The organism is Paracidovorax sp. MALMAid1276 (assembly GCF_049198005.1).
Classification (GTDB): domain Bacteria; phylum Pseudomonadota; class Gammaproteobacteria; order Burkholderiales; family Burkholderiaceae_C; genus Acidovorax.
Map to the genome: position 1 here is coordinate 1 of NZ_JBMIRS010000154.1, position 25,302 is coordinate 25,302.

23 protein-coding genes are annotated in these 25,302 nt (G+C 68.1%); 11 read left to right on the top strand and 12 right to left on the bottom strand.

What is annotated here, in order from left to right; genetic code table 11:
* Positions 1-279 precede the first annotated feature (279 nt).
* The 6 genes from ACOQFS_RS10195 to ACOQFS_RS10220 all read right to left on the bottom strand — a co-directional run bounded on the left by ACOQFS_RS10195 (position 280) and on the right by ACOQFS_RS10220 (position 7,640).
* Positions 280-1,050 (bottom strand): ABC transporter permease, encoded by a 771-nt coding sequence (locus ACOQFS_RS10195; protein WP_421562767.1) that lies wholly within the window; start codon positions 1,048-1,050, stop codon positions 280-282.
* Complete coding sequence (locus ACOQFS_RS10200; RefSeq protein ID WP_421562768.1) at positions 1,047-2,042, bottom strand: ABC transporter ATP-binding protein; 996 nt, start codon at positions 2,040-2,042, stop codon at positions 1,047-1,049. The genes ACOQFS_RS10195 and ACOQFS_RS10200 overlap by 4 nt, the downstream gene beginning before the upstream one ends.
* Positions 2,043-2,345: 303 nt before the next feature.
* A complete protein-coding gene (mltB, locus tag ACOQFS_RS10205) occupies positions 2,346-3,455 on the bottom strand; it encodes a lytic murein transglycosylase B (RefSeq protein ID WP_421562769.1) in 1,110 nt (369 codons plus the stop codon).
* Positions 3,456-3,483: 28 nt separating this feature from the next.
* Positions 3,484-5,517, bottom strand: coding sequence for a transglutaminaseTgpA domain-containing protein (locus ACOQFS_RS10210; protein ID WP_421562801.1), 2,034 nt, complete (start codon positions 5,515-5,517; stop codon positions 3,484-3,486).
* A gap of 133 nt (positions 5,518-5,650) precedes the next feature.
* Entirely contained in the window at positions 5,651-6,676 is a 1,026-nt protein-coding gene (locus tag ACOQFS_RS10215) for a DUF58 domain-containing protein (protein ID WP_421562770.1), read from the bottom strand.
* 43 nt (positions 6,677-6,719) lie between these two features.
* Entirely contained in the window at positions 6,720-7,640 is a 921-nt protein-coding gene (locus tag ACOQFS_RS10220; RefSeq protein ID WP_421562771.1) for an AAA family ATPase, read from the bottom strand.
* 103 nt (positions 7,641-7,743) lie between these two features.
* Here ACOQFS_RS10220 and ACOQFS_RS10225 point away from each other — a divergent pair, with 103 nt between their 5' ends.
* The 8 genes from ACOQFS_RS10225 to ACOQFS_RS10260 all read left to right on the top strand — a co-directional run bounded on the left by ACOQFS_RS10225 (position 7,744) and on the right by ACOQFS_RS10260 (position 17,184).
* On the top strand, positions 7,744-8,649 hold the full coding sequence (locus ACOQFS_RS10225) for a histone deacetylase family protein (RefSeq protein ID WP_421562772.1): 906 nt from the start codon (positions 7,744-7,746) through the stop codon (positions 8,647-8,649).
* Positions 8,650-8,740: 91 nt separating this feature from the next.
* On the top strand, positions 8,741-9,535 hold the full coding sequence (locus ACOQFS_RS10230) for an enoyl-CoA hydratase (RefSeq protein ID WP_421562773.1): 795 nt from the start codon (positions 8,741-8,743) through the stop codon (positions 9,533-9,535).
* A 41-nt stretch (positions 9,536-9,576) separates the two neighbouring features.
* Positions 9,577-10,902 (top strand): mechanosensitive ion channel family protein, encoded by a 1,326-nt coding sequence (locus tag ACOQFS_RS10235; RefSeq protein ID WP_421562802.1) that lies wholly within the window; start codon positions 9,577-9,579, stop codon positions 10,900-10,902.
* Positions 10,903-11,134: 232 nt separating this feature from the next.
* Positions 11,135-11,884 (top strand): electron transfer flavoprotein subunit beta/FixA family protein, encoded by a 750-nt coding sequence (locus tag ACOQFS_RS10240; RefSeq protein WP_421562774.1) that lies wholly within the window; start codon positions 11,135-11,137, stop codon positions 11,882-11,884.
* Positions 11,885-12,817 carry an electron transfer flavoprotein subunit alpha/FixB family protein gene (locus ACOQFS_RS10245; RefSeq protein ID WP_421562775.1) on the top strand — a complete coding sequence of 311 codons (933 nt, stop codon included), beginning with the start codon at positions 11,885-11,887 and terminating at the stop codon, positions 12,815-12,817.
* A gap of 90 nt (positions 12,818-12,907) precedes the next feature.
* Positions 12,908-14,698, top strand: a complete 1,791-nt coding sequence (locus ACOQFS_RS10250; protein WP_421562776.1) for an acyl-CoA dehydrogenase — start codon at positions 12,908-12,910, stop codon at positions 14,696-14,698.
* A gap of 131 nt (positions 14,699-14,829) precedes the next feature.
* Complete coding sequence (locus tag ACOQFS_RS10255; protein WP_421562777.1) at positions 14,830-15,783, top strand: NAD(P)H-dependent flavin oxidoreductase; 954 nt, start codon at positions 14,830-14,832, stop codon at positions 15,781-15,783.
* Positions 15,784-16,050: 267 nt separating this feature from the next.
* On the top strand, positions 16,051-17,184 hold the full coding sequence (locus ACOQFS_RS10260) for an acyltransferase family protein (protein WP_421562778.1): 1,134 nt from the start codon (positions 16,051-16,053) through the stop codon (positions 17,182-17,184).
* Positions 17,185-17,216: 32 nt separating this feature from the next.
* Here the strand turns inward: ACOQFS_RS10260 and ACOQFS_RS10265 are convergent, their stop codons facing one another.
* The 5 genes from ACOQFS_RS10265 to mdlC all read right to left on the bottom strand — a co-directional run bounded on the left by ACOQFS_RS10265 (position 17,217) and on the right by mdlC (position 20,937).
* Entirely contained in the window at positions 17,217-17,360 is a 144-nt protein-coding gene (locus tag ACOQFS_RS10265) for a hypothetical protein (RefSeq protein ID WP_421562779.1), read from the bottom strand.
* Positions 17,360-17,635, bottom strand: a complete 276-nt coding sequence (locus ACOQFS_RS10270; RefSeq protein ID WP_421562780.1) for a hypothetical protein — start codon at positions 17,633-17,635, stop codon at positions 17,360-17,362. The genes ACOQFS_RS10265 and ACOQFS_RS10270 overlap by 1 nt, the downstream gene beginning before the upstream one ends.
* 105 nt (positions 17,636-17,740) lie before the next feature.
* Positions 17,741-18,154, bottom strand: coding sequence for a nucleoside diphosphate kinase regulator (rnk, locus tag ACOQFS_RS10275; RefSeq protein WP_421562781.1), 414 nt, complete (start codon positions 18,152-18,154; stop codon positions 17,741-17,743).
* A 75-nt stretch (positions 18,155-18,229) separates the two neighbouring features.
* The gene (locus ACOQFS_RS10280) at positions 18,230-19,234 is read right to left on the bottom strand and encodes a Bug family tripartite tricarboxylate transporter substrate binding protein (protein WP_421562782.1); all 1,005 of its coding nucleotides are present in this window, start codon (positions 19,232-19,234) and stop codon (positions 18,230-18,232) included.
* Positions 19,235-19,341: 107 nt separating this feature from the next.
* Positions 19,342-20,937: a benzoylformate decarboxylase gene (gene mdlC, locus ACOQFS_RS10285; protein ID WP_421562783.1), complete on the bottom strand. Its 1,596-nt coding sequence runs from the start codon at positions 20,935-20,937 to the stop codon at positions 19,342-19,344.
* A 66-nt stretch (positions 20,938-21,003) separates the two neighbouring features.
* Here mdlC and ACOQFS_RS10290 point away from each other — a divergent pair, with 66 nt between their 5' ends.
* Together ACOQFS_RS10290 and ACOQFS_RS10295 are read left to right on the top strand one after the other, a co-directional pair.
* Entirely contained in the window at positions 21,004-21,906 is a 903-nt protein-coding gene (locus ACOQFS_RS10290) for a LysR family transcriptional regulator (RefSeq protein WP_421562784.1), read from the top strand.
* 48 nt (positions 21,907-21,954) lie between these two features.
* Entirely contained in the window at positions 21,955-23,127 is a 1,173-nt protein-coding gene (locus ACOQFS_RS10295; protein WP_421562785.1) for a PA0069 family radical SAM protein, read from the top strand.
* 100 nt (positions 23,128-23,227) lie between these two features.
* Here ACOQFS_RS10295 and ACOQFS_RS10300 read toward each other — a convergent pair whose 3' ends face one another.
* Positions 23,228-24,265 carry a sodium-dependent bicarbonate transport family permease gene (locus tag ACOQFS_RS10300; RefSeq protein ID WP_421562786.1) on the bottom strand — a complete coding sequence of 346 codons (1,038 nt, stop codon included), beginning with the start codon at positions 24,263-24,265 and terminating at the stop codon, positions 23,228-23,230.
* Positions 24,266-24,351: 86 nt separating this feature from the next.
* Between ACOQFS_RS10300 and ACOQFS_RS10305 the strand changes: the two genes are divergently transcribed.
* The gene (locus tag ACOQFS_RS10305; RefSeq protein ID WP_421562787.1) at positions 24,352-25,254 is read left to right on the top strand and encodes a LysR family transcriptional regulator; all 903 of its coding nucleotides are present in this window, start codon (positions 24,352-24,354) and stop codon (positions 25,252-25,254) included.
* The last annotated feature ends 48 nt before the right edge of the window (positions 25,255-25,302 follow it).

The following is a 25,302-nucleotide window of genomic DNA, read 5'->3' on the forward strand; positions in this document are numbered from 1 at the left end:
CGGCTTCGACAAGCTCAGCCCGAACGGGTTGTTTTCGTTCCGCCCGTGTGGGCCCATGGGCCCATGGGTCAAACCGCAATTCCGCAAATCCACAAATCGGCCAGTGGGTCAATGGGCCAAGCGGCCAAGCGGCCAAGCGGCCATTGCGCGCTGGCGAAGATCGCATCGATCCACCCCCAACCGTTCACGCTCGCCCTGTCGAAGCGTCGCGCAAGGGCTCCGACAGGCGCGGCCAGAACGGCTTTCAGTACAGCCGAGAGCAAACCTCGGCCCGCAGGCTCAGCGGCGGATGCGGTACCCCGTCTTGAACACCCAGCGCACCACGCCCAGGCACAGCACCAGGAACACCAGCGTCATGCCCGTGCTCACGCCGATGTGCACGTCGGCCTGGCCGTAGAACGCCCAGCGCAGGCCGCTGATGAGATAGACCACGGGGTTGAACAGCGACACCGTCTGCCACAGCGGCGGCAGCATGCTGATGCTGTAGAACGCACCGCCCAGGAAGGTGAGGGGCGTGATGATGAGCAGCGGAATGACCTGCAGCTTCTGAAAGCTGTCGGCCCACAGGCCGATGATGAAGCCGAACAGGCAGAACGTGACCGCCGTGAGCACCAGAAAGCCCACCATCCACACCGGGTGCGCGATTTCGTAGGGCACGAACACGCGGGCGGTGGTGAGGATGAGCACCGACACCAGCAGCGACTTGCTGGCGGCAGCGCCCACATAGCCCAGCAGCGCCTCCACCCAGTTCACGGGCGCGCTCAGCAACTCGTAGATGGTGCCGGACCACTTCGGCATGTAGATGCCGAAGGCCGAGTTGGAGATGCTCTCGGACAGCAGCGACAGCATGAGCAGGCCGGGAATGATGTAGGCGCCATAGCTCACGCCGCCGATGTCGCCCATGCGCGAGCCGATGGCCGAGCCGAAGACGATGAAGTACAGCGCCGTGGTGAGCACTGGCGCGATCAGGCTCTGCATCCAGGTGCGGAACGCGCGGTTCATTTCAAAGCGGTAGATGGCGCGCACGCCGTGCAGGTTGAGGCCGGTCATGTGCGGGCTGCCTTGGGTGGGTTGTCGGCGGGGTTCTGGTGCACCAGGCTCACGAAGATGTCTTCGAGCGAGCTTTCGCTGGAGTGCAGGTCCTTGAACTCGATGCCCTGCTCCTGCAGCGCGCGCAGCAGCGCGGCAATGCCGGTGTCCTCTTGGTGCGAATCAAAGGTGTAGGTGAGCCGTGTGCCGCCCTCGCTGAGCGCCAGCGGCCAGCGCGCGAGCGGCGCGGGCACCTGCGCTAGGGGCTGCTGCAGCGTGATGGCCAGCTCCTTCTTGCCCAGCTTGCGCATCAGCACGTGCTTGTCTTCCACCACGATCAGCTCGCCCTTGCGGATCACGCCGATGCGGTCGGCCATGTCTTCGGCTTCTTCCAGGTAGTGCGTGGTGAGGATGATGGTGGTGCCGGCCTCGCGCAGCGCGCGCACCAGGCGCCACATGTCGTGGCGCAGCTCCACGTCCACGCCGGCGCTGGGCTCGTCCAGGAACAAGATCTTGGGCTCGTGCGACAGGGCCTTGGCGATCAGCACGCGGCGCTTCATGCCGCCCGACAGCGCCAGGATCTTGGCGTCCTTCTTGTCCCACAGCGACAGGTCCTTCAGGATCTTTTCGATGTAGGCCGGGTTGGGCGCCTTGCCGAACAGGCCTCGGCTGAAGCTCACGGTGGCCCACACGGTTTCGAACGAGTCGGTGTGCAGTTCCTGCGGCACCAGGCCAATGGCCGCGCGGGCGGCGCGGTAGTCGCGCACCGTGTCGTGCCCGTCGGCGGTGATGGTGCCTGCGGTGGCGTTGCTCATGCCGCAGACCACGCTGATCAGCGTGGTCTTGCCCGCGCCATTGGGGCCGAGCAGCGCAAAGATCTCGCCGCGGCGAATGTCGAGGTCAATGTTCTTGAGGGCCTGGAACCCGCCGGCGTAGGTCTTGCTGACGCCGCGCACACGCACGATGGCGTCGTCGGGAGATGCGGAGGTGGGGGATGCTGCGACGGCTGGCATGGGCGGTGGAAAAGGGGGGAGGTGCAGGAGTCGGGCTGCCGCGCACGCGGCCGAAGCGACGCATTGTGGACCGACTTGCGCGGCTGTGCTGAAGCGCGTCGCCAAGCCCCTGAGAGCCTGTTCAAGGTCTTTTTGAAGATCGCATTGGAGTGCAATCGGTAGGGGTGGATGCGCCGGGAGCGCCGCATGGGCTCATGCCCATGCAAGCGGCCGGTGCGTTCAATCGCCCGATTTCACTCCCACCCTTCGGGCAAGGACCTTGTACGACTCCAAAAAGACATTGAACAGGCTCTGAGGACGGACTCAGCGCGCGCGGGCCGCGGCCACCTCGGCGCCCAGTTCGATCACTGCCATCGCGTAATAGCTCGACCAGTTGTAGCGCGTGATGGCATAGAAGTTTTCGGTGCCGGCCACGTAGCTGGGCGCGTCGCCGCCGTTTTGCAGCTCCACCAGCGCGAGCGAGCCTGTGTGCCGCGCGCCGGCCGCATCCAGCACCGCGCCCTTGGCCTGCAGGCTGGGGGCGCTGAACGTGGGCAGGATGTCGGGCGCCAGCAGATCGTCGAGCTGCAGCCGCGCCGGGTCGAACTGCACGGCGTAGTGGGTGGGCATGCCGGGGATCCAGCCGTGCGCGATGAAGTAGTTGGCCACCGAGCCGATGGCGTCCACCGGGCTTCTGAACAGGTCGATGCGGCCGTCGCCGTCAAAGTCGATGGCGTAACGCACCCAGCTCGATGGCATGAACTGGCCCAGGCCCATGGCGCCAGCGTAGCTGCCGCGCAGGGCGAAGGGGTCGATGTTGCTGCGGTCGGCAAGGCTCAGCAGCTGCTCCAGCTCGCGGCGGAAGAACTCCACCCGCTCGGCCGCGCGCGGGTGGGCCGAAGGAAAGTCGAACGACAGCGTGGCCAGCGCGTCCATCACGCGGAAGTTGCCCATCTGCTGGCCGTACACCGTCTCCACACCGATGATGCCGACGATGATCTCGGCCGGCACGCCGAACTCGCGCTCGGCCCGCTCCAGCGCGGCGCGGTGCTCGTTCCAGAAGCGCACGCCGGCCTGGATGCGCACCGGGTCGATGAAGCGGGCGCGGTAGGCGCGCCAGTTCTTGGGCGTGCCCTTGGGGGGGGGTAGCATGAGGCGCGGCACCTGCGGCAGGAACTGCGCCTGGCCGATGGCCTGGCGCACCCTCTCGCGGTCGAGGCCCCGGCGCGCGGCCAGGTCGTCGGCAAACTGCAGGGCCTCGGGGCGGGACGCGTACAGAACATGGGCCTTGGCGCTGGCCGCGTTGCCGGAGACTGCGGTTTTGGACTGTTTTTTGCTGCTAGCGCTTGCTGGTAAAGATAATGTAGCTATCAATGTGATAGCGATGGCCGTGGCGGCGCAGATCGGGAGTCGAAAGGCGGGGGCGAGGGTCACTCTGGCGGTCTTCGGCATGGGTCCGGGGTCAATGTTTGGGGGGCTCGGGCCACGGCAGGGCACCGAACTCTCGGCGCAGCTGGCCCAGAGCCTGGGTCGGGTGGGGCGCGTAGCGCAGGTGTTCCAGGCGCAGCAGCCAGTCGGCCACGGGCTGGCTGCTGGCGCCGAATTGTGCCCGCACCCTGTCGGCCATGGCGCGCGGGGGCAGGGTGTCGGGCAGCGTCAGGCCTGCGCGCGCCAGGCGCTGGCGGGTGCGGGCCATCAGGCGCAGCCAGGGGTCGTGCTGGCTGCGTTCCCACAGGGTCCACGCGCCGCCGCCCAGGGCGGCCAGCATGACCAGAACGCCCAGCACGGTGGTCAGGTCCTGCCAGCTGGGCGACTCGAAACCCAGCGCCTTGAGCAGGTCGAGCTGGCGGGCCTGGGAATAGTTGAGAACCCACTGGTTCCAGCGGTTGTTCACGGCCTCCCACACGGCGCGCAGGTTTTGAGCCAGGCCGGGGCTGATGGTGCCCATGGCATTGGCAAAGGCGCCTTGCGGTGCACGCAGCCGCTGGAAGGCACCGATCCGGCTGGGCGCAATGGCGCCCGTGGGGTCCACCCGCACCCAGCCGCGGTTTTCCACCCACACCTCGGCCCAGGCATGGGCGTCGGCGTTGCGGATGGTCCAGTAGCCGTCCACCGGGTTGCGCTCGCCGCCCTGGTAACCCGTGACGATGCGCGAGGGCACGTCGAGTGCGCGCATCAGCACCACGAAGGCCGACGAAATGTGTTCGCAGAAGCCTTCCTTGCGGTCGAACCAGAACTCGTCGGCCGTGTGCTCGCCGAACACGCCCGGGTCGAGCGAATAGCTGTAGCCGCCCGTGCGCAGCCGCTGCAGCACGGCGTTCACCAGCTGCTGTGTGTCGGCGTTGGCCAGCGCCGGGTCGGCGCGCATCTGCGCGGCCAGGGCCAGCGTGCGGGGGTTGAAGCCCGGCGGCAGCTCGGCATGCACGCGCAGCGGCCGGCTGGACGCATCGGGCCCGTGGCGGAAGCTGGGGTAGCTCACGGCCTGGTAGCGCAGCACCTCGGTGATGGGGCGCGTGGTCATCCACTGCAGGTCCTGCGTCATGTAGGCCTGCATGCCGGGCAGGGCCGGCGCTTCGGGCGTGGCCTCCAGCACCATCAGCCAGGGCTGGCGCTGGGGCTCCAGCGTGACCTCGTAGCGCACGGCCGGCCCGCTGACCTGCAGGCTGGCCGGCACGGCCACGCGCGCCGCCCAGGCGCTGTCTTCGCGGAAGGGCTCGGCCTGCCACTCGCGGCCGTCGAACGCCGTCAGCACCGGCCCACGGAAGTACAGCGCCGACTGCGGTGGCATGTTGCTGTCGCCGCCCTCGAACTTCAGGCGTATCGCCACCCGGTCGTCCAACGCAATTTCGGCCATGTCGCCGACCTTCATGGTGCCCGACAGCCCGCTGCGGCCGGCCAGGTTGTCGCCCGGCATGCCCCACAGCGGCGACATGCGCGGGAACAGCATGAACAGCGCCACCATGATGGGCGCGCCCAGCAGCGCCATGGAGCCGGCCATGCGGAAGGTCTGCACCAGCGGCGGCCGCCCCACGGGCATGTGCGCGTTGACCAGCGCGGTGAGCAGGCCGAGCAGCGCCACCAGCATGGCCCCCGCGGTGAGCAGCGACTGCGAGAAGAAGAAATTGCTGAGCATGGTGAAGAAGCCCAGGAAAAACACGACCAGCGCGTCGCGCCGCGCGTGCAGCTCCAGGGTCTTGAGCGCCAGCAGCATCACGATGAGCGTCACCCCCGCATCGCGCCCGAGGATGGTGCGGTGCGAATACAGCGTGCCGGCCACGGCCAACACCACCAGCAGCACCTTGGTCCAGCTGCCGGGCAGGGCCTTGCCCAGCCAGGCCAGGCGCCCGCGCCACAGCAGCACCGCGCCGGTGAGCGCGCTGGCCCAGCCCGGCAGGTTGCCCGCCTGCGGCGCCACCACGACCGCGATCACGACCAGCAGAAACAGCGTGTCCCGCGCGTCGCGCGGCAGGGAGGCGAGGGTCTGGCGCAGGGTCATGGCAGCCGTGGCGAGGGGGTCGGGCACTGCGCGCCGCGGCAGGGCGCACTGCGGTGGATGCTATTGATTGAATAGCTGTCAGCGCTTGATGGATAAGCGCTGGAGTCTGTTTTTGCTTGAATTTTGGCCATGGTCAGCACAGTGCGAGGGCTTCGAGGCAGCGCATGCGGTGGGCGGCGCCGCTGTCGGGGGCGATCTCCACGCCGGGCAGGCGCAGGCCGTAGTCCAGCCCCAGCCGGTCGGCCTGCAGCACCCAGGCCGTGAGGCGCGAGATGCGCGCCTCGTGGTCCGGCAGCGCGGCGCGCGCCGGGTCGAGCCACAGCTCGTGGCGCTGCGCCTGCTGTGCGTCGCGGCTCACCAGGTCGTCCGTGCCGGTGGCCAGCGACTTGGCCGCCTTCTTCCAGACCACAAGCTTGAGCGGGTCGCCCCGCCGGTAGGCGCGCACGCCGTCGAATTCGCCAATGCCCTGCGACTGCGCCGCGCCCGTGCCGGTGGCGCGCGGCTCGCCGGGCGGCAGGGGGGGCGCGGGGCTTTCGGGGGCGGGGTACACCAGCACCTGCGCGGCCGGGCGCCAGTAGGTCCACACGCGGAAGGTGCCGAGCGGGAAACGCGTCTCGGCCGTGAGGTGGGGCACCGGGTGCAGGCCCCGGCGCTCGGGCCTGAAGGCCACCTGCACGCGGCACTGCCCCTGGGCGGGAACATCGGCATACGCCCAGTGGTGGGCGGCCTTGCCCGGCGTGTGCACCGCCAGCCCGATGCCGTAGCGGGGCGTCTTGCGCTCGCTGGTCAGCTGCACCTCAAAGGCCGTGCTGCTGCCCATGAAGTGGGGTTCGGGGGCCTTGAGGTGCAAGGTCAGGCCCCGCAGGTTGGCGTGGCAGATGTGCATGCCCACCACCACGCTGCCTGCGAGCAGAAAGGTCAGCAGATAGCCCAGGTTGAGCTGGTAGTTGATCGAGGCCACCAGCAGCACGGCCAGCGTGAGCGCCAGCATCCAGCCCGAACCGGTGGGCAGGATGTAGACATTGCGCTGCGTGAGCACCAGCGTGTCGGACAGCGGAAGCCGCGCCTGCCACCACCGCTGGAATCGTTGGCGCAGGGGCGCCAGCGGGTTGAGCGCGGCGGCAGCGCGGGTCAGCGAGCGGGGCAGGGCGAAGGCCATGGGGCTGGCGGCAGGGCTGGAGGGCTGAAGGGCAGGGAGTGATTCAGGGCAGCGGCACGGCATCGGCCATGGCGCGCACCTGCTCCACCGCGCCCCGCCCGGCATCGCCCACGGGCACCAGGCGGTGGGCGATGGTCTGGGGCAGCACGGCCTGCACGTCGTCGGGGGCCACATAGTCGCGGCCGCTGATGAGGGCCTGCGCCTTGGCGGCGCGCACCAGCGCAATGCCGGCGCGGGGCGACAGCCCCTGCAGGAACCAGCGACCCGAGCGCGTGGCGGTGATGAGGTCCTGCACGTAGTTGAGCAGCGGGTCGGCCGTGTGCACGGCCAGCACCTGGCGCTGCAGCTCCTCCAGCTCGTCGCCCGACAGCAGCGGCAGCATGCTGTCCACCATGTCGCGCCGGTCGGCACCGGCCAGCAGCACGCGCTCGGCGGCCCGGTCGGGATAGCCGATGGAGATGCGCATGAGGAACCGGTCGAGCTGCGATTCGGGCAGCGCAAAGGTGCCCAGCTGGTCGTGCGGATTCTGCGTGGCGATGACGAAGAACGGATGGGGCAGGGCGCGGGTCTCGCCTTCGACCGAGACCTGCTTTTCCTCCATGGCTTCGAGCAGGGCGCTCTGGGTCTTGGGGCTGGCGCGGTTGATCTCGTCGGCCAGCAGCACCTGCGCAAACACCGGGCCGGGGTGGAACACGAAGGACTCCTTGCCGCGCTCGTACACCGACACCCCGGTCAGGTCGCTGGGCATCAGGTCGGCGGTGAACTGCACGCGCGAGAACTGCAGGCCGAAGGTGCGCGACAGCGCATGCGCCAGCGTGGTCTTGCCCACGCCCGGAACGTCCTCGATCAGCAGGTGCCCGCCCGCCAGCAGGCAGGCCACGCAGTCCTGAACCTGGGCCTGTTTGCCCACGATCACCGTGTTAAGCTGGTCCAGGAGCGATTTGATCTTGTGCTGTGCGTTCATGGCGCGACGTTATCCGAAAAAATCGCGGGCAGGTTCAAAGACACGGGGATTGACTGTGAGCAAGACGGGCTATTTCACCCATCGGGATTGTTGGAAACACGAGATGGGCCCCGGGCACCCCGAATGCCCCGAACGCCTGGATGCCATCGAAGACCGCTTGCTGATCACCGGCGTGGCCGACGCGCTGGAGCGCTTCGAGGCCCCCGAGGCCTCGCTGGCCGACATCGAGCTGGCCCATGGCCGCATGCACATCGCCGCGCTGCGCGGCATGTCGGACCGGCTCAACGAAGAGTTGCTGGCGGGCGGCCCCAGCTACGCGCAGATCGACACCGACACCGCCATCAACGCCCACACCTGGAACGCCTCGCTGCGCGCTGCGGGCGCGGCCCTCGCGGCCACCGACGCGGTGATGGCCGGCGAGCTGGAGAACGCGTTCTGCAGCGTGCGCCCGCCGGGCCACCATGCCTGCCGCGACAAGGCCATGGGCTTTTGCTTCTTCAACAACGTGGCCGTGGCCGCCAAATATGCGCTGCAGCGCTACAAGCTCAAGCGCGTGGCCGTCGTGGACTTTGACGTGCACCACGGCAACGGCACCGAGGACATCCTGGCCGGTGACGCGCGGGCGCTGATGGTCAGCATCTTCCAGCACCCCTTCTACCCGTATTGCGGCGACCAGAACCCCGCCGCCAACATGGTGAACGTGCCCGTGGCGGCGTACACGCGCGGCATGGACATCCGCGAGATCGTCGAGATGATGTGGATGCCGCGCCTGGAGGCTTTCAAGCCCGAGATGATCTTTGTGAGTGCGGGTTTTGACGGCCACCGCGAGGACGACATGGGCCAGCTGGGCCTGACCGAGCAGGACTATGCCTGGATCACCCAGCGCGTGAAGGATGTGGCGCGCAGGTATGCCAAGGGCCGCATCGTTTCGTGCCTGGAAGGCGGCTACGTGATGGGGCCGCTGTCGCGCAGCGTGGAGGCGCATGTGCGGGTCCTGGCGGATTTGTGACATCCCCCTGGGCCGCTGCGCGGCGTCCCTGGCCTGGGCCGCGCCAGGGGCGGGGGCCGCGCGACAATCGCGCACCGGAGCCAAGCGAACCATGACAACGACGAACACCCCTGAATTGCTGCAGACCGCTCGCGATGCGCGCGGCGTGGTCACCCTGATCCTGAACGACCCCGGCCGCTTCAACGCGCTGGGCACCGAGATGCTGTCGGCGCTGCAGCAGGCGCTCGATGGCGTGGCACGCGACGAATCCGTGCGCGTGGTGGTGCTGGCGGCAGCGGGCAAGGCCTTTTGTGCGGGCCACAACCTCAAGGACATGGCGGCCCACCCGGAACTCGCCTACTACCAAACGCTTTTCGCACAGTGCAGCCGCATGATGCTCAGCATTCACCGGCTGCCGGTGCCGGTGATTGCGCGGGTGCAGGGCATGGCCACGGCGGCGGGCTGCCAGCTGGTGGCGCAGTGCGACCTGGCCGTGGCCGCTGACTCCGCCAGCTTTGCGACCAGCGGCATCCACTACGGCCTGTTCTGCGCCACGCCCAGCGTGCCGCTGGTGCGCAACGTGCCCGCCAAGCGCGCGATGGAGATGCTGCTGACCGGCGACTTCATCGACGCCGCCACGGCGTTGGACCAGGGCCTGGTCAACCGCGTGGTGCCGGCCGATGCGCTGGATGCGGAAATCGAAGCGCTGGTGCAGTCCATCCTGCAAAAGCCCCGCGTGGCGGTGGCCATGGGCAAGGCCCTGGTCTACCAGCAGCGCGAACTGGGCCTGGACGCCGCCTACCAATTGGCAGGCCAGGCCATGGCGGCCAACATGATGGACGACGCCGCGCAGGAAGGCGCGCGCGCGTTCGCCGAGAAGCGCCAGCCGGCGTGGAAGGCACGCTGATGGCCGGCCTGGACAATGGCAGCGCCATCGGCGGCGACACGATGACCCCCACGCTGGACGCTGTGGGCGCCTGGCTGCAGGCGTTTGTGCAGGCCACCGTGCTGGTCGAGCTGGCCGCGCTGGTCGTCTGCGTGGTGCTGGCCTGGGGCATTGCGACGGCGTTGCGCCGCGGGCTGGGGCGCGCCGACCCGCGTTCCATCCTGTTCGGCGCCCGTGTGGTGGATGGGGCCTTGTTTCCCCTCGTCCTGCTGGGCCTGGGCTATCTGGCCCGCACGCTGCTGCTGGCGTGGATTCCGCTGGCCGCTTTCAAGGTGGTGATCCCCGTCCTCATGTCGCTGGTGGTCATCCGCATCGGCGTGAAGGTGCTGCAGGCGGCGTTCCCCGATTCGGCCTGGGTGCGGCCCATCGAGCGCACCATCTCCTGGGTGGCGTGGCTGGCGATGGTGCTGTGGGTCACGGGGCTGCTGCCGCGGGTGCTCAACGAACTCGACCGCATCACCTGGAAGGTGGGTGCGTCCACGCTGTCGGTGCGCACGCTCATCGAAGGCACGCTCACCGCAGGCGCGGTGCTGCTGCTGGCGCTGTGGATCTCTGCCGCCATCGAATCCCGCCTGCTGCGGTCGGTCACGGGCGATGAACTGTCGCTGCGCAAGGCCGTCAGCAATGCGCTGCGCGCACTGCTGGTGTTCGTGGGGCTGATCGTGGCGCTGTCCGCCGTGGGCATCGACCTCACGGCGCTGTCCGTGCTGGGCGGTGCGGTGGGCGTGGGCATCGGCTTCGGGCTGCAGAAGCTGGCGGCCAACTACGTGAGCGGTTTCGTGATCCTGGCCGAGCGCAGCATGCGCATCGGCGACAACGTGAAGCTGGACGTTTTCGAGGGTCGCATCACGCAGATCAACGCGCGCTACACGGTGATCCGCTCGCCCTCGGGGCGGGAGTCCATCGTGCCCAACGAGTCGCTCATCACGCAACGGGTCGAGAACCTCTCGCTGTCCGACCCCCGCGTATGGCTGTCCACCGTGGTCAGCGTGGCCTACGACAGCGATGTGGACCTGGTCAGCCGCCTGCTGACGGCGTCGGCCCTGGCCAGCCCCCGCGTGCTGCGCGAGCCCGCGCCCAGCGCGGCGCTGTCGGCATTCGGGGCGGATGGGCTGGAATTCACCTTGGGTTTCTGGATCGCAGACCCCGAGAACGGCACGCTGGGCCTGCGTTCGGACATCAATCGCGCCATCCTCGACGCCCTGCGCCGCCACCACATCGAAATACCGTACCCGCAACGCGTGATGCATGTGCACGCGCCCGAGGCTTTGCTGGCAAAGCCCAAGGGACCCGCCGCAGAGGACAACGCTCCTGCTGCGGGCAGCTGAGCGGCGGCCCCCCGGTGGCGCAGGCGGGGTGCGGGAGGCGCACGCCGCCCATGTGACAGGGACATCTGGACAAAGCCGCCATGCCCTGGCCTATAATCCTGAAAAAGAACGGTCGTGCTTTTTTGCCAGCCCTGCAGTGTTCATTCCGTGGCGGTGCTCGCAGCCGTGCGGCATAGAATGTTCCAGTTTACGTAAACGTCAATTCAACCAACTCTATTGAGGAGCCGCAGCAATGAAGGTCTTGGTCCCTGTCAAGCGCGTGGTGGACTACAACGTGAAGGTCCGCGTCAAATCGGACAACACGGGTGTGGACATCGCCAACGTGAAGATGAGCATGAACCCCTTTGACGAAATCGCCGTTGAAGAGGCCGTGCGCCTGAAAGAAAAAGGCCTGGTGACCGAAGTCATCGCTGTGTCCTGCGGCGTGGCCCAGTGCCAGGAAACCCTGCGCACCGCCATGGCCATTGGCGCCGACCGCGCCATCCTGGTCGAGACCGACGTGGAACTGCAGCCCCTGGCCGTGGCCAAGCTGCTCAAGGCCCTGGTGGACAAGGAGCAACCTCAGCTCGTCATCCTGGGCAAGCAGGCCATCGACGACGACGCCAACCAGACCGGCCAGATGCTGGCGGCCCTGGCCGACCTGCCCCAGGCCACCAACGCCAGCAAGGTGGAGCTGGCTGCCGACAAGGCGAACGTGACCCGCGAAATCGACGGCGGCCTGGAAACCCTGGCCCTGTCGCTGCCCGCCGTCATCACCACCGACCTGCGCCTGAACGAGCCCCGCTACGTCACCTTGCCCAACATCATGAAGGCCAAGAAGAAGCCGCTCGAAACCGTCAAGCCCGAAGACCTCGGCGTGGACGTGGCGCCTCGCCTCAAGACCCTCAAGGTCAGCGAGCCCGCCAAGCGCGGCGCGGGCGTGAAGGTGGCCGACGTGGCCGCCCTGGTCGAGAAACTCAAGAACGAAGCGAAGGTGATCTAAATGTCGGTACTCGTTATTGCTGAACACGACAACGCATCCATCAAGGGCGCAACCCTGAACACCGTGACGGCCGCAGCCGCTTGCGGTGGCGACGTGCACGTGCTGGTGGCTGGCCACAACGCGGGCGCCGCTGCTGCTGCCGCTGGCCAGATCGCTGGCGTCGCCAAGGTCATCCACGCCGACGCCGAAGGCCTGGCCCATGGCCTGGCCGAGAACGTGGCCGCGCAAGTGCTGGCCATTGCAGGCAACTACAGCCACATCGTGTTTCCCGCTACCGCCAGCGGCAAGAACATCGCCCCCCGCGTGGCGGCCAAGCTCGATGTCGCCCAGATCAGCGACATCACCAAGGTGGTGAGCGCCGACACCTTCGAGCGCCCCATCTACGCCGGCAACGCCATTGCCACCGTGCAAAGCGCCGATGCCACCAAGGTCATCACCGTGCGCACCACCGGCTTTGACGCCGCAGCCGCCACCGGTGGCAGCGCCGCCGTCGAAACCGCGGCTGCCGCTGCCGATTCGGGCAAGAGCAGCTATGTGGGCAGCGAGATCGCCAAGAGCGACCGCCCCGAGCTGACCGCCGCCAAGATCATCGTCTCCGGCGGCCGGGCTCTCGGCAGCAAGGAAAAGTTCGACGAAGTCATGACCCCCCTGGCCGACAAGCTGGGCGCCGCCATCGGTGCCAGCCGCGCTGCGGTGGATGCGGGCTACGCCCCCAACGACCTGCAAGTGGGCCAGACCGGCAAGATCGTGGCGCCGCAGCTGTATATCGCTGCCGGTATCTCGGGCGCCATCCAGCACTTGGCCGGCATGAAGGATTCCAAGGTGATCGTGGCGATCAACAAGGACCCCGAAGCCCCGATCTTCAGCGTGGCCGACTATGGCCTGGAGGCCGACCTGTTCGCGGCCGTGCCGGAACTGGTGAAGGCGCTGTAAGGCGGCCTCTTTGCCAGAGCGAAAGAAAGGGCATCGCTTGCGATGCCTTTTTTTTACGAATTTTTGAGTTTTCTCCCCTGAAAGACGCCCATGAGCTACACCGCCCCCGTCAAGGACATGCTGTTCGGCATCGAGCACCTGGCCCACATCGAACAGATCGCGCAGATCCCCGGCTTTGAAGACGCCGGCCTGGATACGGCCGCCGCCGTGCTGGAAGAGTGCGCCAAGTTCAACGAGGGCGTGCTGGCTCCGCTCAACTTCGAAGGCGACAAGAACCCGTCGAGCTGGAAGGACGGCGTGGTGACGACCACCCCGGGCTTCAAGGAGGCTTTCCGCCAGTACGGCGAAGGCGGCTGGCAGGGCCTGCAGCACCCGGCGGACTTTGGCGGCCAGGGCCTGCCCAAGACCATCGGCGCGGCCTGCATCGAAATGGCCAACAGCGCCAACATGAGCTTTGCGCTGTGCCCGCTGCTCACCGACGGCGCCATCGAGGCGCTGCTCACGGCGGGCAGCGACGAACTCAAGGCTACCTACCTGGAGAAGCTGGTGACCGGCGAATGGACCGGCACCATGAACCTGACCGAACCCCAGGCCGGCTCGGACCTGGCCCTGGTGCGCACCCGCGCCGAGCCCCAGCCCGATGGCACCTACAAGGTGTTCGGCACCAAGATCTTCATCACCTACGGCGAGCACGACATGGCCGCCAACATCGTGCACCTGGTGCTGGCGCGCGTGGCGGGGGCGCCCGACGGCGTGAAGGGCATCAGCCTGTTCGTGGTGCCCAAGTTCATGGTCAATGCCGATGGCACCCTGGGCGCGCGCAACGATGCGCACTGCGTGAGCATCGAGCACAAGCTGGGCATCAAGGCATCGCCCACGGCCGTGCTGCAGTTTGGCGACCACGGCGGCGCCGTGGGCTATCTGGTGGGCGAGGAAAACCGGGGCCTCGAATACATGTTCATCATGATGAACGCCGCGCGCTACGCGGTGGGCATGCAGGGCATTGCGGTGGCCGAGCGCGCTTACCAAAAGGCCGTGCAGTACGCGAAGGACCGCGTGCAAAGCCGCCCCGTGGACGGCAGCATCGCCGCCAGCGCGCCCATCATCCACCACCCCGACGTGAAGCGCATGCTGATGACCATGCGCGCCTACACCGAAGGCTGCCGCGCCATGGCCACGGTGGCGGCGGCCGCGTTTGACGCTGCGCACCACCACCCCGACGCCGACACGCGCAAGCAGAACCAGGCCTTCTATGAATTCATGGTGCCGCTGGTCAAGGGCTACAGCACCGAGATGAGCCTGGAAGTCACCAGCCTGGGCGTGCAGGTGCACGGCGGCATGGGCTTCATCGAAGAGACGGGCGCCGCGCAGTACTACCGTGACGCCAAGATCCTGACCATCTACGAAGGCACCACGGCCATCCAGGCCAACGACTTGGTGGGCCGCAAGACCGCGCGCGATGGCGGCCAGACCGCCAAGGGCATTGCCGCCCAGATCGAGAAGACCGAAGGCGAGCTGCTGGCCAGCGGCACACCCGCCGCGCTGGCCATGGCCAAGCGCCTGACGGCCGCGCGCCAGGCGCTGGTGGACGTGATCGAGTTCGTGGCCGGCGGCACCAAGGCGCAGCCCAATGCGGTGTTTGCGGGCAGCGTGCCTTACCTCATGCTGGCCGGCAATGTGGTGGCGGGCTGGCAACTGGCGCGCAGCCTGCTGGTGGCCGAGAGCCTGTTGCAAAAGGGACAGGACCAAGCCTTCATGCGCGCAAAAATCACCACGGCCCAGTTCTATGCCGAGCACATTCTGGTGAAGGCGCCGGGCCTGCGCGACAGCATCGTGGAGGGCGCGGCCAGCGTGACCGAGCTGGCGCTCGACGCCTTCTGAACGCCTGGCGCGCTGTGAGGAGACGGCCCCGCACACGGGGCTTGTTGATATAAAAATGATAGCTGTCAGCGCTTGATAGATAAGCGCTAAAGGCTGATTTGATTCAAATTTCTGTCCTGAAAGTCGTTGCCATGTCCCAATTGCCTGCCGCGTTGCAAAACCTGTCGCTGCCCGTCATCGGGTCGCCGCTGTTCATCATCAGCAACCCCAAGCTCGTGATCGAGCAATGCAAGGCCGGCGTGGTGGGCTCCATGCCCGCGCTCAACGCCCGCCCGGCCGAACAGCTTGAAGACTGGCTGGCCGAGATCACCGAAACCCTGGCCGCCTACAACAAGGCCCACCCCGACAAGCCCGCCGCGCCCTTTGCCATCAACCAGATCGTGCACAAGAGCAACGACCGGCTGGAGCACGACATGCAGGTCTGCGCCAAATACAAGGTGCCGATCATCATCACCAGCCTGGGCGCGCGCGAGGACGTGAACCAGGCCGTGCACGGCTGGGGCGGCGTGGTGCTGCACGACATCATCAACAACAAGTTTGCCCACAAGGCCATCGAGAAGGGCGCTGACGGCCTGATCGCCGTGGCGGCCGGTGCCGGCGGCCACGCGGGCGTGAAGAGCCCGTTCGCGCTGATCCAGGAGATCCGCCAGTGGTTCGATGGCCCGGTGGCGCTGTCGGGCTCCATCGCCAGCGGCGACGCGGTGCTGGCCGCGCAGGCCATGGGCGCCGACTTCGCCTACATCGGCTCGGCCTTCATCGCCACCGAAGAGGCGCGGGCCAGCGACGAGTACAAGCAGGCCATCGTGCAGGGCACGTCAGACGACATCGTCTACAGCAACCTGTTCACCGGCGTGCACGGCAACTACCTGGCCCCGTCCATCCGCGCGGCCGGCATGGACCCGGACAACCTGCCCGAATCCGATCCCAGCAAGATGAACTTCGGCGGCGACGCCAAGAAGGCCTGGAAAGACATCTGGGGCTGCGGCCAGGGCATCGGCGCCATCGACGCGGTGACCCGCACGGCCGACCTGGTGGCCCGCCTGCGCAGCGAATACCAGGCCGCACGCGCACGCCTCAAGCTCTGAGGTCCGCACGGCGGAAGGCGCCACGCCCACTGCGGCGTACGCCGCAGCTTTTTCTGGCGTTGCAGGCGGCAACACCGATGCCCACCGCCAGCGATCCGGTGGCGCTGTCGGCCTTGCCACACATTCGATGCGCCACGCATGAACGGGTGCGTGGTGCTGGACGCCGTTTCTCATCACAATAGCGGGCTCGCTCCGCCGCCCGCACGCCTGGCGCCCAGTCCGCAAGCCCTCGCACCGCCACTCCCACCGCTGCCCCTGCGCCCCAGCATGTCCGCCCCTTCCTCTCGCTCTCCCGTGATCGACACCGTGAAAGGGTTGGCCTGCATGGCCATCGTCTGGCACCACCTGGCGTTCTACGGGCCCATGTCGGACATCGCCCAGCCCTTGGCCCCCGGGCTGATGGCGTTCCTCTACGACTATGCGCGCATGGCGGTTCAGGTGTTTCTGGTGGTGGGGGGCTATCTGGCCGCGGCCAGCCTGGCCCCCGCAGGCACGGCGCGGTTTGCGCACGCTGGCAGCGCGATAGGCAAGCGGTTTGTGCGCCTCATGGTGCCGTGCGCCGTGGCGCTGGTGTTCACCGTGGTGGTGTCCGCGCTGGTGCGCACCTGGATGAACCATCCTTCGGTGCCCGAGGCGCCCACCCTGGCGCAGCTGGTGGCCAATGCCCTGATGTTGCAGGACCTGCTGGGCGAAGACGCCTTGTCCGCCGGCGTGTGGTACGTGGCCATCGACTTCCAGCTCTTCAGCCTGAGCGTGCTGGCCTGGGCCTGGGTCCGGGCCTTGCCCGGGCGGTGGCCGCAGCAGCAACGGGCGGCGTTGGCGCGGGGGCTCATCGTGGCGGGGGCGGCCGCATCGCTGTGGTTCTTCAACCGCGTGGCGGGGCTCGACATGTGGGCGCTGTACTTCCTGGGTGCCTACGGGCTGGGCATGCTGGCGTACTGGGCGGTGCAGTCGTCACGGCCCCATGGCTGGCTGGCGGCCATCGTCCTGCTGGGGGGGGTTGCGCTGGCGCTCGATTTTCGCGGTCGCATCGCGGTGGCCCTGGTTGCCGCGCTGGGCCTGGCGCTGGCGCAGCGCATGCAGCAAACACACAGTGCGGGCCGCACGCTGCCCGGCTGGGCTGACGGGCTGGCGCGGGTCGGCCAGATGTCGTATTCGGTGTTCCTCGTGCACTTCGGCGCCTGCCTGCTGGTGAACGCGGTGGTGGGCACGCTGTGGCCGGCGTCGGCTCCCATCAACGCGCTGGGCATGGTGCTGGCCTTCGCGCTGTCGCTGGTGGCAGGGCGCTGGATGTATCTGCGGGTGGAGCAGCACGTGCCCTCGTGGGCCACGGCGCTGCGCTGGCAGGCGGGGCTGGTGGGCACCGGCCTGCTGGTGGCGTTGCTGAGCAACGGGGTGTAGGCCGCTTCGGGCGCGTTCGCCCGATGCAACGTTCAGGGTGAGCGCGGCAGGCCCTGCTTTTTCTCGCGACGCTTGCGCTGCCTGTCCAGAAACCAGGCCAGAAACGGCAGCAGCAGCATCGAGCCCGGAATGACCCAGATGAACAGGTAGGGGCTGACGGAGGAGGCCGAGCGCATCACATCGCGCAGGTGCGCGCGTGTTCGGCCGCATCCCATCTGCCCTGGCGGCGCTGCTGCACCAGCCACACGACCGAGCCCTTCATCGTGGCCATCTCGCGTTTGAGGCGGCTTTTCTCGCGGCTGTTGCCGGCAAGGAATGAACAGAACCACTCCGGCGCCCGCTCCATGCGGGCCTGGAAGGCGGTGGTGGAGTCCGGATCGAACGCGGGAGGGTGCCCCGACGGGTCGATGGCTGGCTCTGCAGCGGGTTCGGCGGGCGGGGGATGGGGCATTGCGGCTGGCATTGTCAACGCAATGGCGCCCAGCGGCAAAGCGGATCTTTTCATCCGCCTGGCCATCCACCTGGCCATCCGCCCGGCGCTCCGTCTGGCGGCAAGTCAGCGGTGCAGCTCGCCCGCGCTTTCGGGCTGGAAGACGATGTCCATCACCCGCACGGTCATCGGCTTGCCGCCCGGGCCGGGCCAGGCGAGTTCGTCGCCCACCGACAGGCCCAGCAGTGCACTGCCCACGGGCGCAAAAACGGAGAGACGGTCTGCACTGCCATCCGCGTCGCGCGGGTACACCAGGGTCAGGCAGAAGTCCTTGCCCGTCTCGCTGATGGCAAAGCGCACGGTGGAGTTCATCGTCACCACGTGGGGTGGAATGTCTTCGGGCGCCACCACGTCCGCCCGGTCAAGCTCTGCCTGCAGATCGGCCTTGCCCGGGAACACGCTGGCCGGGATGACGGCCAGAAGGGCTTCAATGCGGTCAACGTCGAGCGACGACAGGATGATCTGGGGCTTGCGCGCCATGGCGGTACCTCGGTGGTGGTGGTTGGGAAAGCGCGCGACTGTAGACCATCGTGAATCTCGCACTGCCGCGCGCGGTCAATCGCTCTTGATGTCGCGCGCCTTGATCAGGGCGCCAAACCGCGCACTGTCGCTGGCCGCGCGGCTGTTGAAGTCGCTCGGGGACATGGGTGCCGGAACGCCGCCGAGCGCCGCAATGCGCTCCTGCACCGCTGCCGTGCCCAGCGCCTTGTTGATCTCGCGGTTCAGGCGCGTCACCACGTCGGCGGGTGTGCCCGCCGGGGCATAGAAGCCGAACAGCGTGTCGGCATCGAAGCCCTTGAGCCCCGCCTCGTCGAGCGTGGGCACATCCGGAAACAGGGGCGAGCGCTTGGCGCTGCCCACGGCCAGCAGCCGGAGCTTGCCGGCTTTCACGTGCGGCAGGCCGATCCCCGGGTCGAACATGAAATCCACCTGCCCGCCCAGCAGGTCCTGCATGGCGGGGGCCGCGCCGCGGTAGGGCACATGCACGGCGAAGACATTGGCCTCGGCCTTGAGCATTTCAGCCGCGAGGTGCGGCGAGCTGCCATTGCCCGGGGTGCCGAATGTCAGCTTGCCCGGGTGGGCCTTGAGGTAGGCGAGGAACTCCTGGATGGTGTTCACGGGCAGCGAAGGCCGCACCTCCAAAAACACCAGCACGCGTGCGGCCGCGGCCACGGGCACCAGGTCCTTGGCAGGGTCGAACGGCATCTTGGGGTACAGGTGCGGGTTGACCGACACCATCCCGCCCGAGCTCATCAGCAGCGTGTAGCCGTCTGCCGGCGACTTCGCCACCGCCTCGCCGCCGATGTTGCCGCCCGCGCCGCCCCGGTTCTCCACCACCACGGGCTGGCCCAGGGCCGCCTGCAGCGGCTGCGTGATGGCGCGCGCTATCTGGTCGGCCGCACCGCCGGCCGGGAAGTTCACGACCACCTTGATGGGCTTGCTGGGCCAAGTATCTGCCGCTGCCCTGGTGGGCAGCGCGCAGAGGCTGGCAGCGGCTGCCAGCGTGGCGGCGGTGATGAGCAGGCGGCGGGTGCGGGCCCGGGGGGCGATGGCGTGCATGGTGTGTCTCCTTGTCAGTGTTGCCCGAGTGGCTCTGGTGGCCCGGGTCTTGTGATGATTGAAAAAAAGTGCAGAGATGGCGGGGCGGCAAGGCGTGGGCGCCTTCTTCAGGCCACATCCACCTCCACGAGGATGGCGCGCGGGTGCGCCAACGCGTCCCGCAGCACCTGGTGCAGCGCAGAGGCCTCACTCACGCGCACGGCATCACAGCCCTGGCTGCGCGCAAGCGCCAGAAAGTCCAGGTCGGGCAAGTCGGTGCCCTCCAGCTTGGCGCCCTCGTGGAAGCCGAAGGTGGGCGCGAACTCCTGCAGCGCCGCGTAGCGGCGGTTCTTGAGGATGATGAAGGTGATCGGCAGCTTGAGCTGCGCCGCGCTCCACAGCGCCTGGATGGAATACATGGCCGATCCGTCTCCGATCAGGCCGATCACCTTGCTGCCAGGCTTGGCCAACGCCACACCCACCGCAGCCGGCAGGCCGTAGCCCAGGCCGCCGCTGCACATGGTGTAGAAGGTCTCGCTCTGCAGGATGGGCAGATGGGCGTGCATGGCTGCGCGCGAGCTGGGCGCTTCCTCCACCACGATGGAGGCGGCATCGCGCACCTCGGCCAGCGTCTGCATGACAAAGGGCACGCTCATCAGGCTGCCGGGGCCTGAGGGCTCGGCCCGGGGCCGTGCGGCGCGGGGTGGTGGCAGTGCGCGGGCTGGGGGGGCGGGGCGCGCCAGCAAATCCTGCACGCCCAGGCGCACGCTGCCCACGGCCGACGTGCCTTCGGGCGTCCAGGCGGCCGTGCCCGGGTCGTCGATCAGCTGCACCAGCTGCGCGCCGGGTGGCACGTGCGGGCCGAATCCTTCCACGTGGTAGGTGAAGGCGGCGGCGCCAAGCGCAAACACCAGGTCGTGCCCCGACAGCAGCGCGACGATCTTCTCGCGCATGGCGGGCAGCACGCCTGCAAACAGGCGGTGGTCCTGCGGAAAGCCGCAGCGGCCCGACATGGGGGCGATCCAGACGGCCGCGCTGTGCCGCTCGGCCAGCGCCAGCACGTCGTCCCAGGCGCGGTCGCGGTCCACGGCGGCACCCACCACAAACACGGGGCGCTGCGCAGCATCCAGCGCATCGCCGATGGCCTGCAGCACGCGCGGTTCGGGGCGCAGCTCGGTGCTCACCGTTCGCGCGGGGAGCGGCTCGCAGGGCTTGTCCCAGTCGTCGGCCGGGATGGACACCAGCACCGGCCCGCGCGGCTGCTGCATGGCGATGTAGTAGGCGCGGGCGATGGCCAGGGGCACGTCTTCGGCGCGCGCGGGCTCGATGCTCCATTTCACATAGGGCTTGGGCAGCTCGGTGGCCTGGCCCGAGAACAGGAACGGGTCGAACGGCAGGATGGAGCGCGCCTGCTGCCCGGCCGTGATGACCATGGGCGTGCGGTTCTTGTGCGCCGTGAAGATGTTGCCCATCGCGTGGCCCACGCCCGCGGCGGAATGCAGGTTCACGAAAGCTGCGTTGTGCGTGGCCTGGGCGTAGCCGTCGGCCATGCCCACCACCACGGATTCCTGCAGGCCGAGGATGTAGCGGAAGTCCGAAGGGAAGTCGAGAAACAGCGGCAGCTCGGTGGAGCCGGGGTTGCCGAAGATGGTGTCGATCTGAAAGCCGCGCAGCAGGTCGAGCACGGCCTCGCGCACGGTGGGACGAAACGTTGGGGTAGGCATGCCCGCATCTTCGGTGTCCGTGCTTCATCCATCAATACAATGAATCGACTAAGCGGTATTCGTTAAATGCATATCAAGGACATCGATCTCAACCTGCTGCGCCTGTTCGATGCCGTGTACCGCACGCGCAACGTGAGCCGCGCCGCCGACCTGCTGGACCTGACCCAGCCCGCCGCCAGCCAGGCGCTGACCCGGCTGCGCCTGCTGCTCAAGGACCCGCTGTTCGTGCGCGCCGGCGGCGGTGTGCAGCCCACGCCGCAGGCCGACCGGCTGGCCAGCGCCGTGCGCAGCGCCCTGGCCCTCCTGGAAGAGGCGCTCAACGAATCCGCACAGTTCGACCCCTTGCAGTCGCGCAAGGTGTTCCGCATCCACATGAGCGACATCGGCGAAGGCCGCTTCCTGCCCGAGCTGATGGTGGCGCTGCAGCACCGGGCCCCCGGCGTGCAGCTGGAGACGCTGCCTGTGCCGCGCCACGAGATCGCTCAGCGGCTGGACAGCGGCGCCATCGACTTTGCCTTCGGCTTCCTGCCGACGGTGAAGGACACGCAGCGGGTGCAGCTGATCCAGGACCGCTACGTGGTGCTGCTGCGCGCGGGCCACCCCTTTGCCGCGCGGCGGCGCACGGGCGCGGCGTTGCTCAAGGATTTGCGGCAGCTGGAGTTCGTGGCCGTGCGCTCGCATTCGGACACGCTGCGCATCCTGGAGATGCAGCAGCTGCAGGACCGCATCCGCCTCACCACCGAGCATTTCATGGTGCTGCCGTCCATCGTGCGCGCCACGGACCTGGCCGTGGTCATGCCGCGCAACATTGCGCGCACGTTTGCGGCCGACGGCGGCTACACGCTGATCGAGCCGCCGCTGCCGCTGCGCGACTTCACGGTGTCGCTGCACTGGAGCCGCCGGTTCGAAGGCGACCCTGGGAACCAGTGGATGCGCAGCCTGATCACGCAGCTGTTCAAGGAGCCTTGAAAGCGGGGTGGGCGGGCAAAATCGAAAAAACTGTATATTCATACAGTTATGCCAAGCCCCACCACGGACCGATCCGACATCCCGGCGCCCCCAGAGGAAGTTCGCATCCCGCTGCAGGCGATCCGGGGCCGGGGTGCGGCCACGGCCCTGGCGCACCGCTTTGCGCGCGACGTGCGCGAGGTGGCCGACGACGGCTGGGGCCCGGCAGCGGATGCCGATGGCCACCACGAAGGCGACGGCAGCGACGCTGCCGCTGCCGCCACCCGGGTGCATCTTGAAACCGCACGCAGCGCCATTTGCGCCAACGATTCGCCCGACATCTTCTTTGAACTGTCGGTGAATCCGTACCGGGGCTGCGAGCACGGCTGCATCTATTGCTATGCGCGGCCCACGCACAGCTACCTCAGCTTTTCGCCGGGGCTGGACTTTGAAACGCAGATCATCGCCAAGCACAACATCGCGAGCGTGTTGCGCGCCGAGCTGTGCGCCCCGCGCTACGCGCCGCGCCTGCTGAACATCGGCTCGGCCACCGACTGCTACCAGCCTGTGGAGCGCGAGCTGAAGCTCACCCGCAGCGTGATCGAGGTGATGCGCGACGCGCGCCACCCGTTTTCGCTCATCACCAAGTCGAGCGGTGTGGAGCGCGACCTCGACCTGCTGGCCCCGCTGGCCGCGCAGCGGCTGGCCGCGGTGTACGTCACCATCACCACGCTCGACGCGCAGCTCGCCCGCCGCATGGAGCCGCGCGCCGCCGCGCCCCACCGGCGCCTGCGCACCATCCGCGCGCTGGCCGACGCGGGCGTGCCTGTGGGCGTGAGCGTGGCGCCCCAGATCCCCTTCATCACCGAAGGCATGGAGCAGGTGCTGCAGGCCGCGCGCGAGGCGGGTGCGACGAGTGCCTTCTACACCGTGCTGCGCCTGCCGTGGGAGCTGGATGCGCTGTTTCGCGAATGGCTGCAGGTGCACTACCCCGACCGCGCCGCGCGCGTGATGGCGCGTGTGCAAGACCTGCACAACCTGAGCGATGCCGAGCGGCGCGCAGGCAAGACCTACCAGAGCGACTTCGCCACCCGCATGAAGGGCACCGGCCTGTGGGCCGACCTTGTGCGCCAGCGCTTCACCGCCACCTGCCGCAAGCTGGGCCTGAACCGGGATCGGGTGGAGCTGGACCTGGGCCGGTTCCGTCCGGGGCTGCTGCAGGGGCAGGGCAGCCTGTTCTGATGCGATGGCGGGCTGAAAATATGGCCTAAATCAGCCTTCAGCGCTTATCCAACAAGCGCTGGTAGCTATTGTTTTGGTAGCATTCGCAGCCGCCAGTGCCTCACACCCAAAGCGCCTGGACGATCTGCGTGTACAGCGGAATCCCCAGCACGATGTTGAGCGGGAAGGTGAGCCCGAGCGACAGGCTGACGTACAGCGACGGGTCGGCCTCGGGGATGGCGTAGCGCACCACCGCTGGCACGGCGATGTACGAAGCGCTGGCCGCCAGCACCATCAGCAGCGTGGCATCGCCTGCGGGCACGCCCGCCAGCCAGGCCAGGCCCAGTGCCAGGGCGGCGTGGGTGATGGGCGCCAGCACGGCATAGGCCAGCAGCCAGGGCGACTGCTTGCGCACCGCAGGCAGGTTGCGCGCGGTAGACAGGCCCATGTCCAGCAGGAACAGGCACAGCATGCCCTTGAACAGATCGCCCGAGAAGGGCTGCATGGCGGCCTTGCCCGCATCGCCCGTGAGCAGGCCGATGAGCATTGCGCCCAGCAGCAGCAGTTGCGTGCCGTCCGTGAAGGATTCGTGCAGGATCTTGCCCACCGAGAGCTGCGGCCCGCCCTGGCCGCCGGCATGCCCGCCCAGCGTGGCCGTACCCCCGCCCGACACGGCCACCACGGCCGGGCCGCCGCTGGCCTGTGCCTGCTGCCGCTGGCGCAGCGCATTGGCCAGCAGCACCGCCAGGATGATGGCCGGCGATTCCATCAGCGCCATCGCCGCCGCCATGTGGCCGCCGTAGGCGATCTGCTGTGACTCCAGATACTGCGTGGCCGTCACGAAGGTCACCGCACTCACCGAGCCATAGGTGGCCGCCACCGCTGCCGCATTGAAGCCCGACAGCACCCGCCGCAAGAGCGCATAGCCCACCAGCGGCACCACGATGGCCAGAAGCACCGCCAGCCCCAGGCTGCTGACCACGCTGGGCGTGAAGCCCGAGGCCGCGAGCGCAAAACCGCCCTTGAGGCCCAGCGCCATCAGCAGGTAGATGGACAAGAACTTCGAGATCGCGGCCGGCATCTCCAGGTTGGAACGCACCAGCCCGGCAAACACGCCCAGGGCAAAAAACAAGATCGCAGGGTCCAGCAAGCTTTGCATCATTCAACTCCTTGGACGCCGATGCTAGGGGTTGGTTGGCACAAAGTAAAATCGATTCGATTGCGCTTATATATAGATAAAAATCTATGAACATCACCTTCCGGCAGCTGCGGCTGTTTCTGGCGCTGGCGGAAACCGGCAGCGTCAGCGGGGCCGCCAAGGCCATGCACGTCACGCAGCCCACGGCGTCCATGCAGCTGCGCGAGGTGTCGCAGGCCGTGGGCCTGCCGCTGTATGAGGTCATCTCGCGCCGCGTGCACCTCACCGAGGCGGGCCACATGCTGGCGCGCACCGCGCGCACCATTGCGGGCGAGTGGGACGCTTTCGAGCAGCGCGTGGCGGGCACCAAGGGCCTGACCAGCGGGCGCCTGAAGGTGGCGGTGGTCAGCACCGCCAAGTCCTTCGTGCCGCGCCTGCTGGGCAGCTTCTGCAAGCTGCATCCGCAGATCGACATTTCGCTGGAGGTGCTCAACCGCGACCACGTCATCCAGCGCCTGCGCGCCAACCAGGACGACCTCTACGTGATGTCCATGCCCCCGGCCGACCTGCCGCTGGAAGACCAGATCCTCATGCCCAACCCTCTGGTCGTCATCGCCCCCGCAGACCATCCGCTGGCCGCACGCAAGCGCATCCGCCTGGAACAGCTGCAGGCCGAGCGCTTCATCCTGCGCGAAAAAGGATCGGGCACCCGCATGGCCACCGACGCCCACCTGCGCCAGGCCGGGTTTGCCCCGGGCGCCGTGCTGGAGCTGGGCAGCAACGAAGCCATCAAGGAATCGGTGGAGGGCCAGCTGGGCATTTCCATCGTCTCCCTGCACGCGCTGGGCCCGCGCCACGAGGGGCTGGCGGTGCTCAACGTGGCGGGCTTTCCCATCCGCTCGCAATGGCACCTGGTGTGGCCCAAGGGCAAGCAGCTGTCACCCATCGCCGAGGTGTTCCGCGAGCACCTGATGCAGGAAGCCAGGGGGTGGATGGGCGGCGCCCACTGAGCGGCGCAGGGCCCGGGCGGGCGTCAGCGGCGGGGCGCGCTGGACGTG

What these genes read in the sequence shown, in the direction of transcription:
- ACOQFS_RS10195 (WP_421562767.1), bottom strand. Translation starts at nt 1,050, where the DNA reads ATGACCGGCCTCAACCTGCACGGCGTGCGCGCCATCTACCGCTTTGAA.
- ACOQFS_RS10200 (WP_421562768.1), bottom strand. Translation starts at nt 2,042, where the DNA reads ATGCCAGCCGTCGCAGCATCCCCCACCTCCGCATCTCCCGACGACGCC.
- ACOQFS_RS10210 (WP_421562801.1), bottom strand. Translation starts at nt 5,517, where the DNA reads ATGACCCTGCGCCAGACCCTCGCCTCCCTGCCGCGCGACGCGCGGGAC.
- ACOQFS_RS10215 (WP_421562770.1), bottom strand. Translation starts at nt 6,676, where the DNA reads ATGGCCTTCGCCCTGCCCCGCTCGCTGACCCGCGCTGCCGCCGCGCTC.
- ACOQFS_RS10220 (WP_421562771.1), bottom strand. Translation starts at nt 7,640, where the DNA reads ATGAACGCACAGCACAAGATCAAATCGCTCCTGGACCAGCTTAACACG.
- ACOQFS_RS10225 (WP_421562772.1), top strand. Translation starts at nt 7,744, where the DNA reads ATGGGCCCCGGGCACCCCGAATGCCCCGAACGCCTGGATGCCATCGAA.
- ACOQFS_RS10230 (WP_421562773.1), top strand. Translation starts at nt 8,741, where the DNA reads ATGACAACGACGAACACCCCTGAATTGCTGCAGACCGCTCGCGATGCG.
- ACOQFS_RS10235 (WP_421562802.1), top strand. Translation starts at nt 9,577, where the DNA reads ATGACCCCCACGCTGGACGCTGTGGGCGCCTGGCTGCAGGCGTTTGTG.
- ACOQFS_RS10240 (WP_421562774.1), top strand. Translation starts at nt 11,135, where the DNA reads ATGAAGGTCTTGGTCCCTGTCAAGCGCGTGGTGGACTACAACGTGAAG.
- ACOQFS_RS10245 (WP_421562775.1), top strand. Translation starts at nt 11,885, where the DNA reads ATGTCGGTACTCGTTATTGCTGAACACGACAACGCATCCATCAAGGGC.
- ACOQFS_RS10250 (WP_421562776.1), top strand. Translation starts at nt 12,908, where the DNA reads ATGAGCTACACCGCCCCCGTCAAGGACATGCTGTTCGGCATCGAGCAC.
- ACOQFS_RS10255 (WP_421562777.1), top strand. Translation starts at nt 14,830, where the DNA reads ATGTCCCAATTGCCTGCCGCGTTGCAAAACCTGTCGCTGCCCGTCATC.
- ACOQFS_RS10260 (WP_421562778.1), top strand. Translation starts at nt 16,051, where the DNA reads ATGTCCGCCCCTTCCTCTCGCTCTCCCGTGATCGACACCGTGAAAGGG.
- ACOQFS_RS10265 (WP_421562779.1), bottom strand. Translation starts at nt 17,360, where the DNA reads ATGCGCTCGGCCTCCTCCGTCAGCCCCTACCTGTTCATCTGGGTCATT.
- ACOQFS_RS10270 (WP_421562780.1), bottom strand. Translation starts at nt 17,635, where the DNA reads ATGCCCCATCCCCCGCCCGCCGAACCCGCTGCAGAGCCAGCCATCGAC.
- rnk (WP_421562781.1), bottom strand. Translation starts at nt 18,154, where the DNA reads ATGGCGCGCAAGCCCCAGATCATCCTGTCGTCGCTCGACGTTGACCGC.
- ACOQFS_RS10280 (WP_421562782.1), bottom strand. Translation starts at nt 19,234, where the DNA reads ATGCACGCCATCGCCCCCCGGGCCCGCACCCGCCGCCTGCTCATCACC.
- mdlC (WP_421562783.1), bottom strand. Translation starts at nt 20,937, where the DNA reads ATGCCTACCCCAACGTTTCGTCCCACCGTGCGCGAGGCCGTGCTCGAC.
- ACOQFS_RS10290 (WP_421562784.1), top strand. Translation starts at nt 21,004, where the DNA reads ATGCATATCAAGGACATCGATCTCAACCTGCTGCGCCTGTTCGATGCC.
- ACOQFS_RS10295 (WP_421562785.1), top strand. Translation starts at nt 21,955, where the DNA reads ATGCCAAGCCCCACCACGGACCGATCCGACATCCCGGCGCCCCCAGAG.
- ACOQFS_RS10300 (WP_421562786.1), bottom strand. Translation starts at nt 24,265, where the DNA reads ATGCAAAGCTTGCTGGACCCTGCGATCTTGTTTTTTGCCCTGGGCGTG.
- ACOQFS_RS10305 (WP_421562787.1), top strand. Translation starts at nt 24,352, where the DNA reads ATGAACATCACCTTCCGGCAGCTGCGGCTGTTTCTGGCGCTGGCGGAA.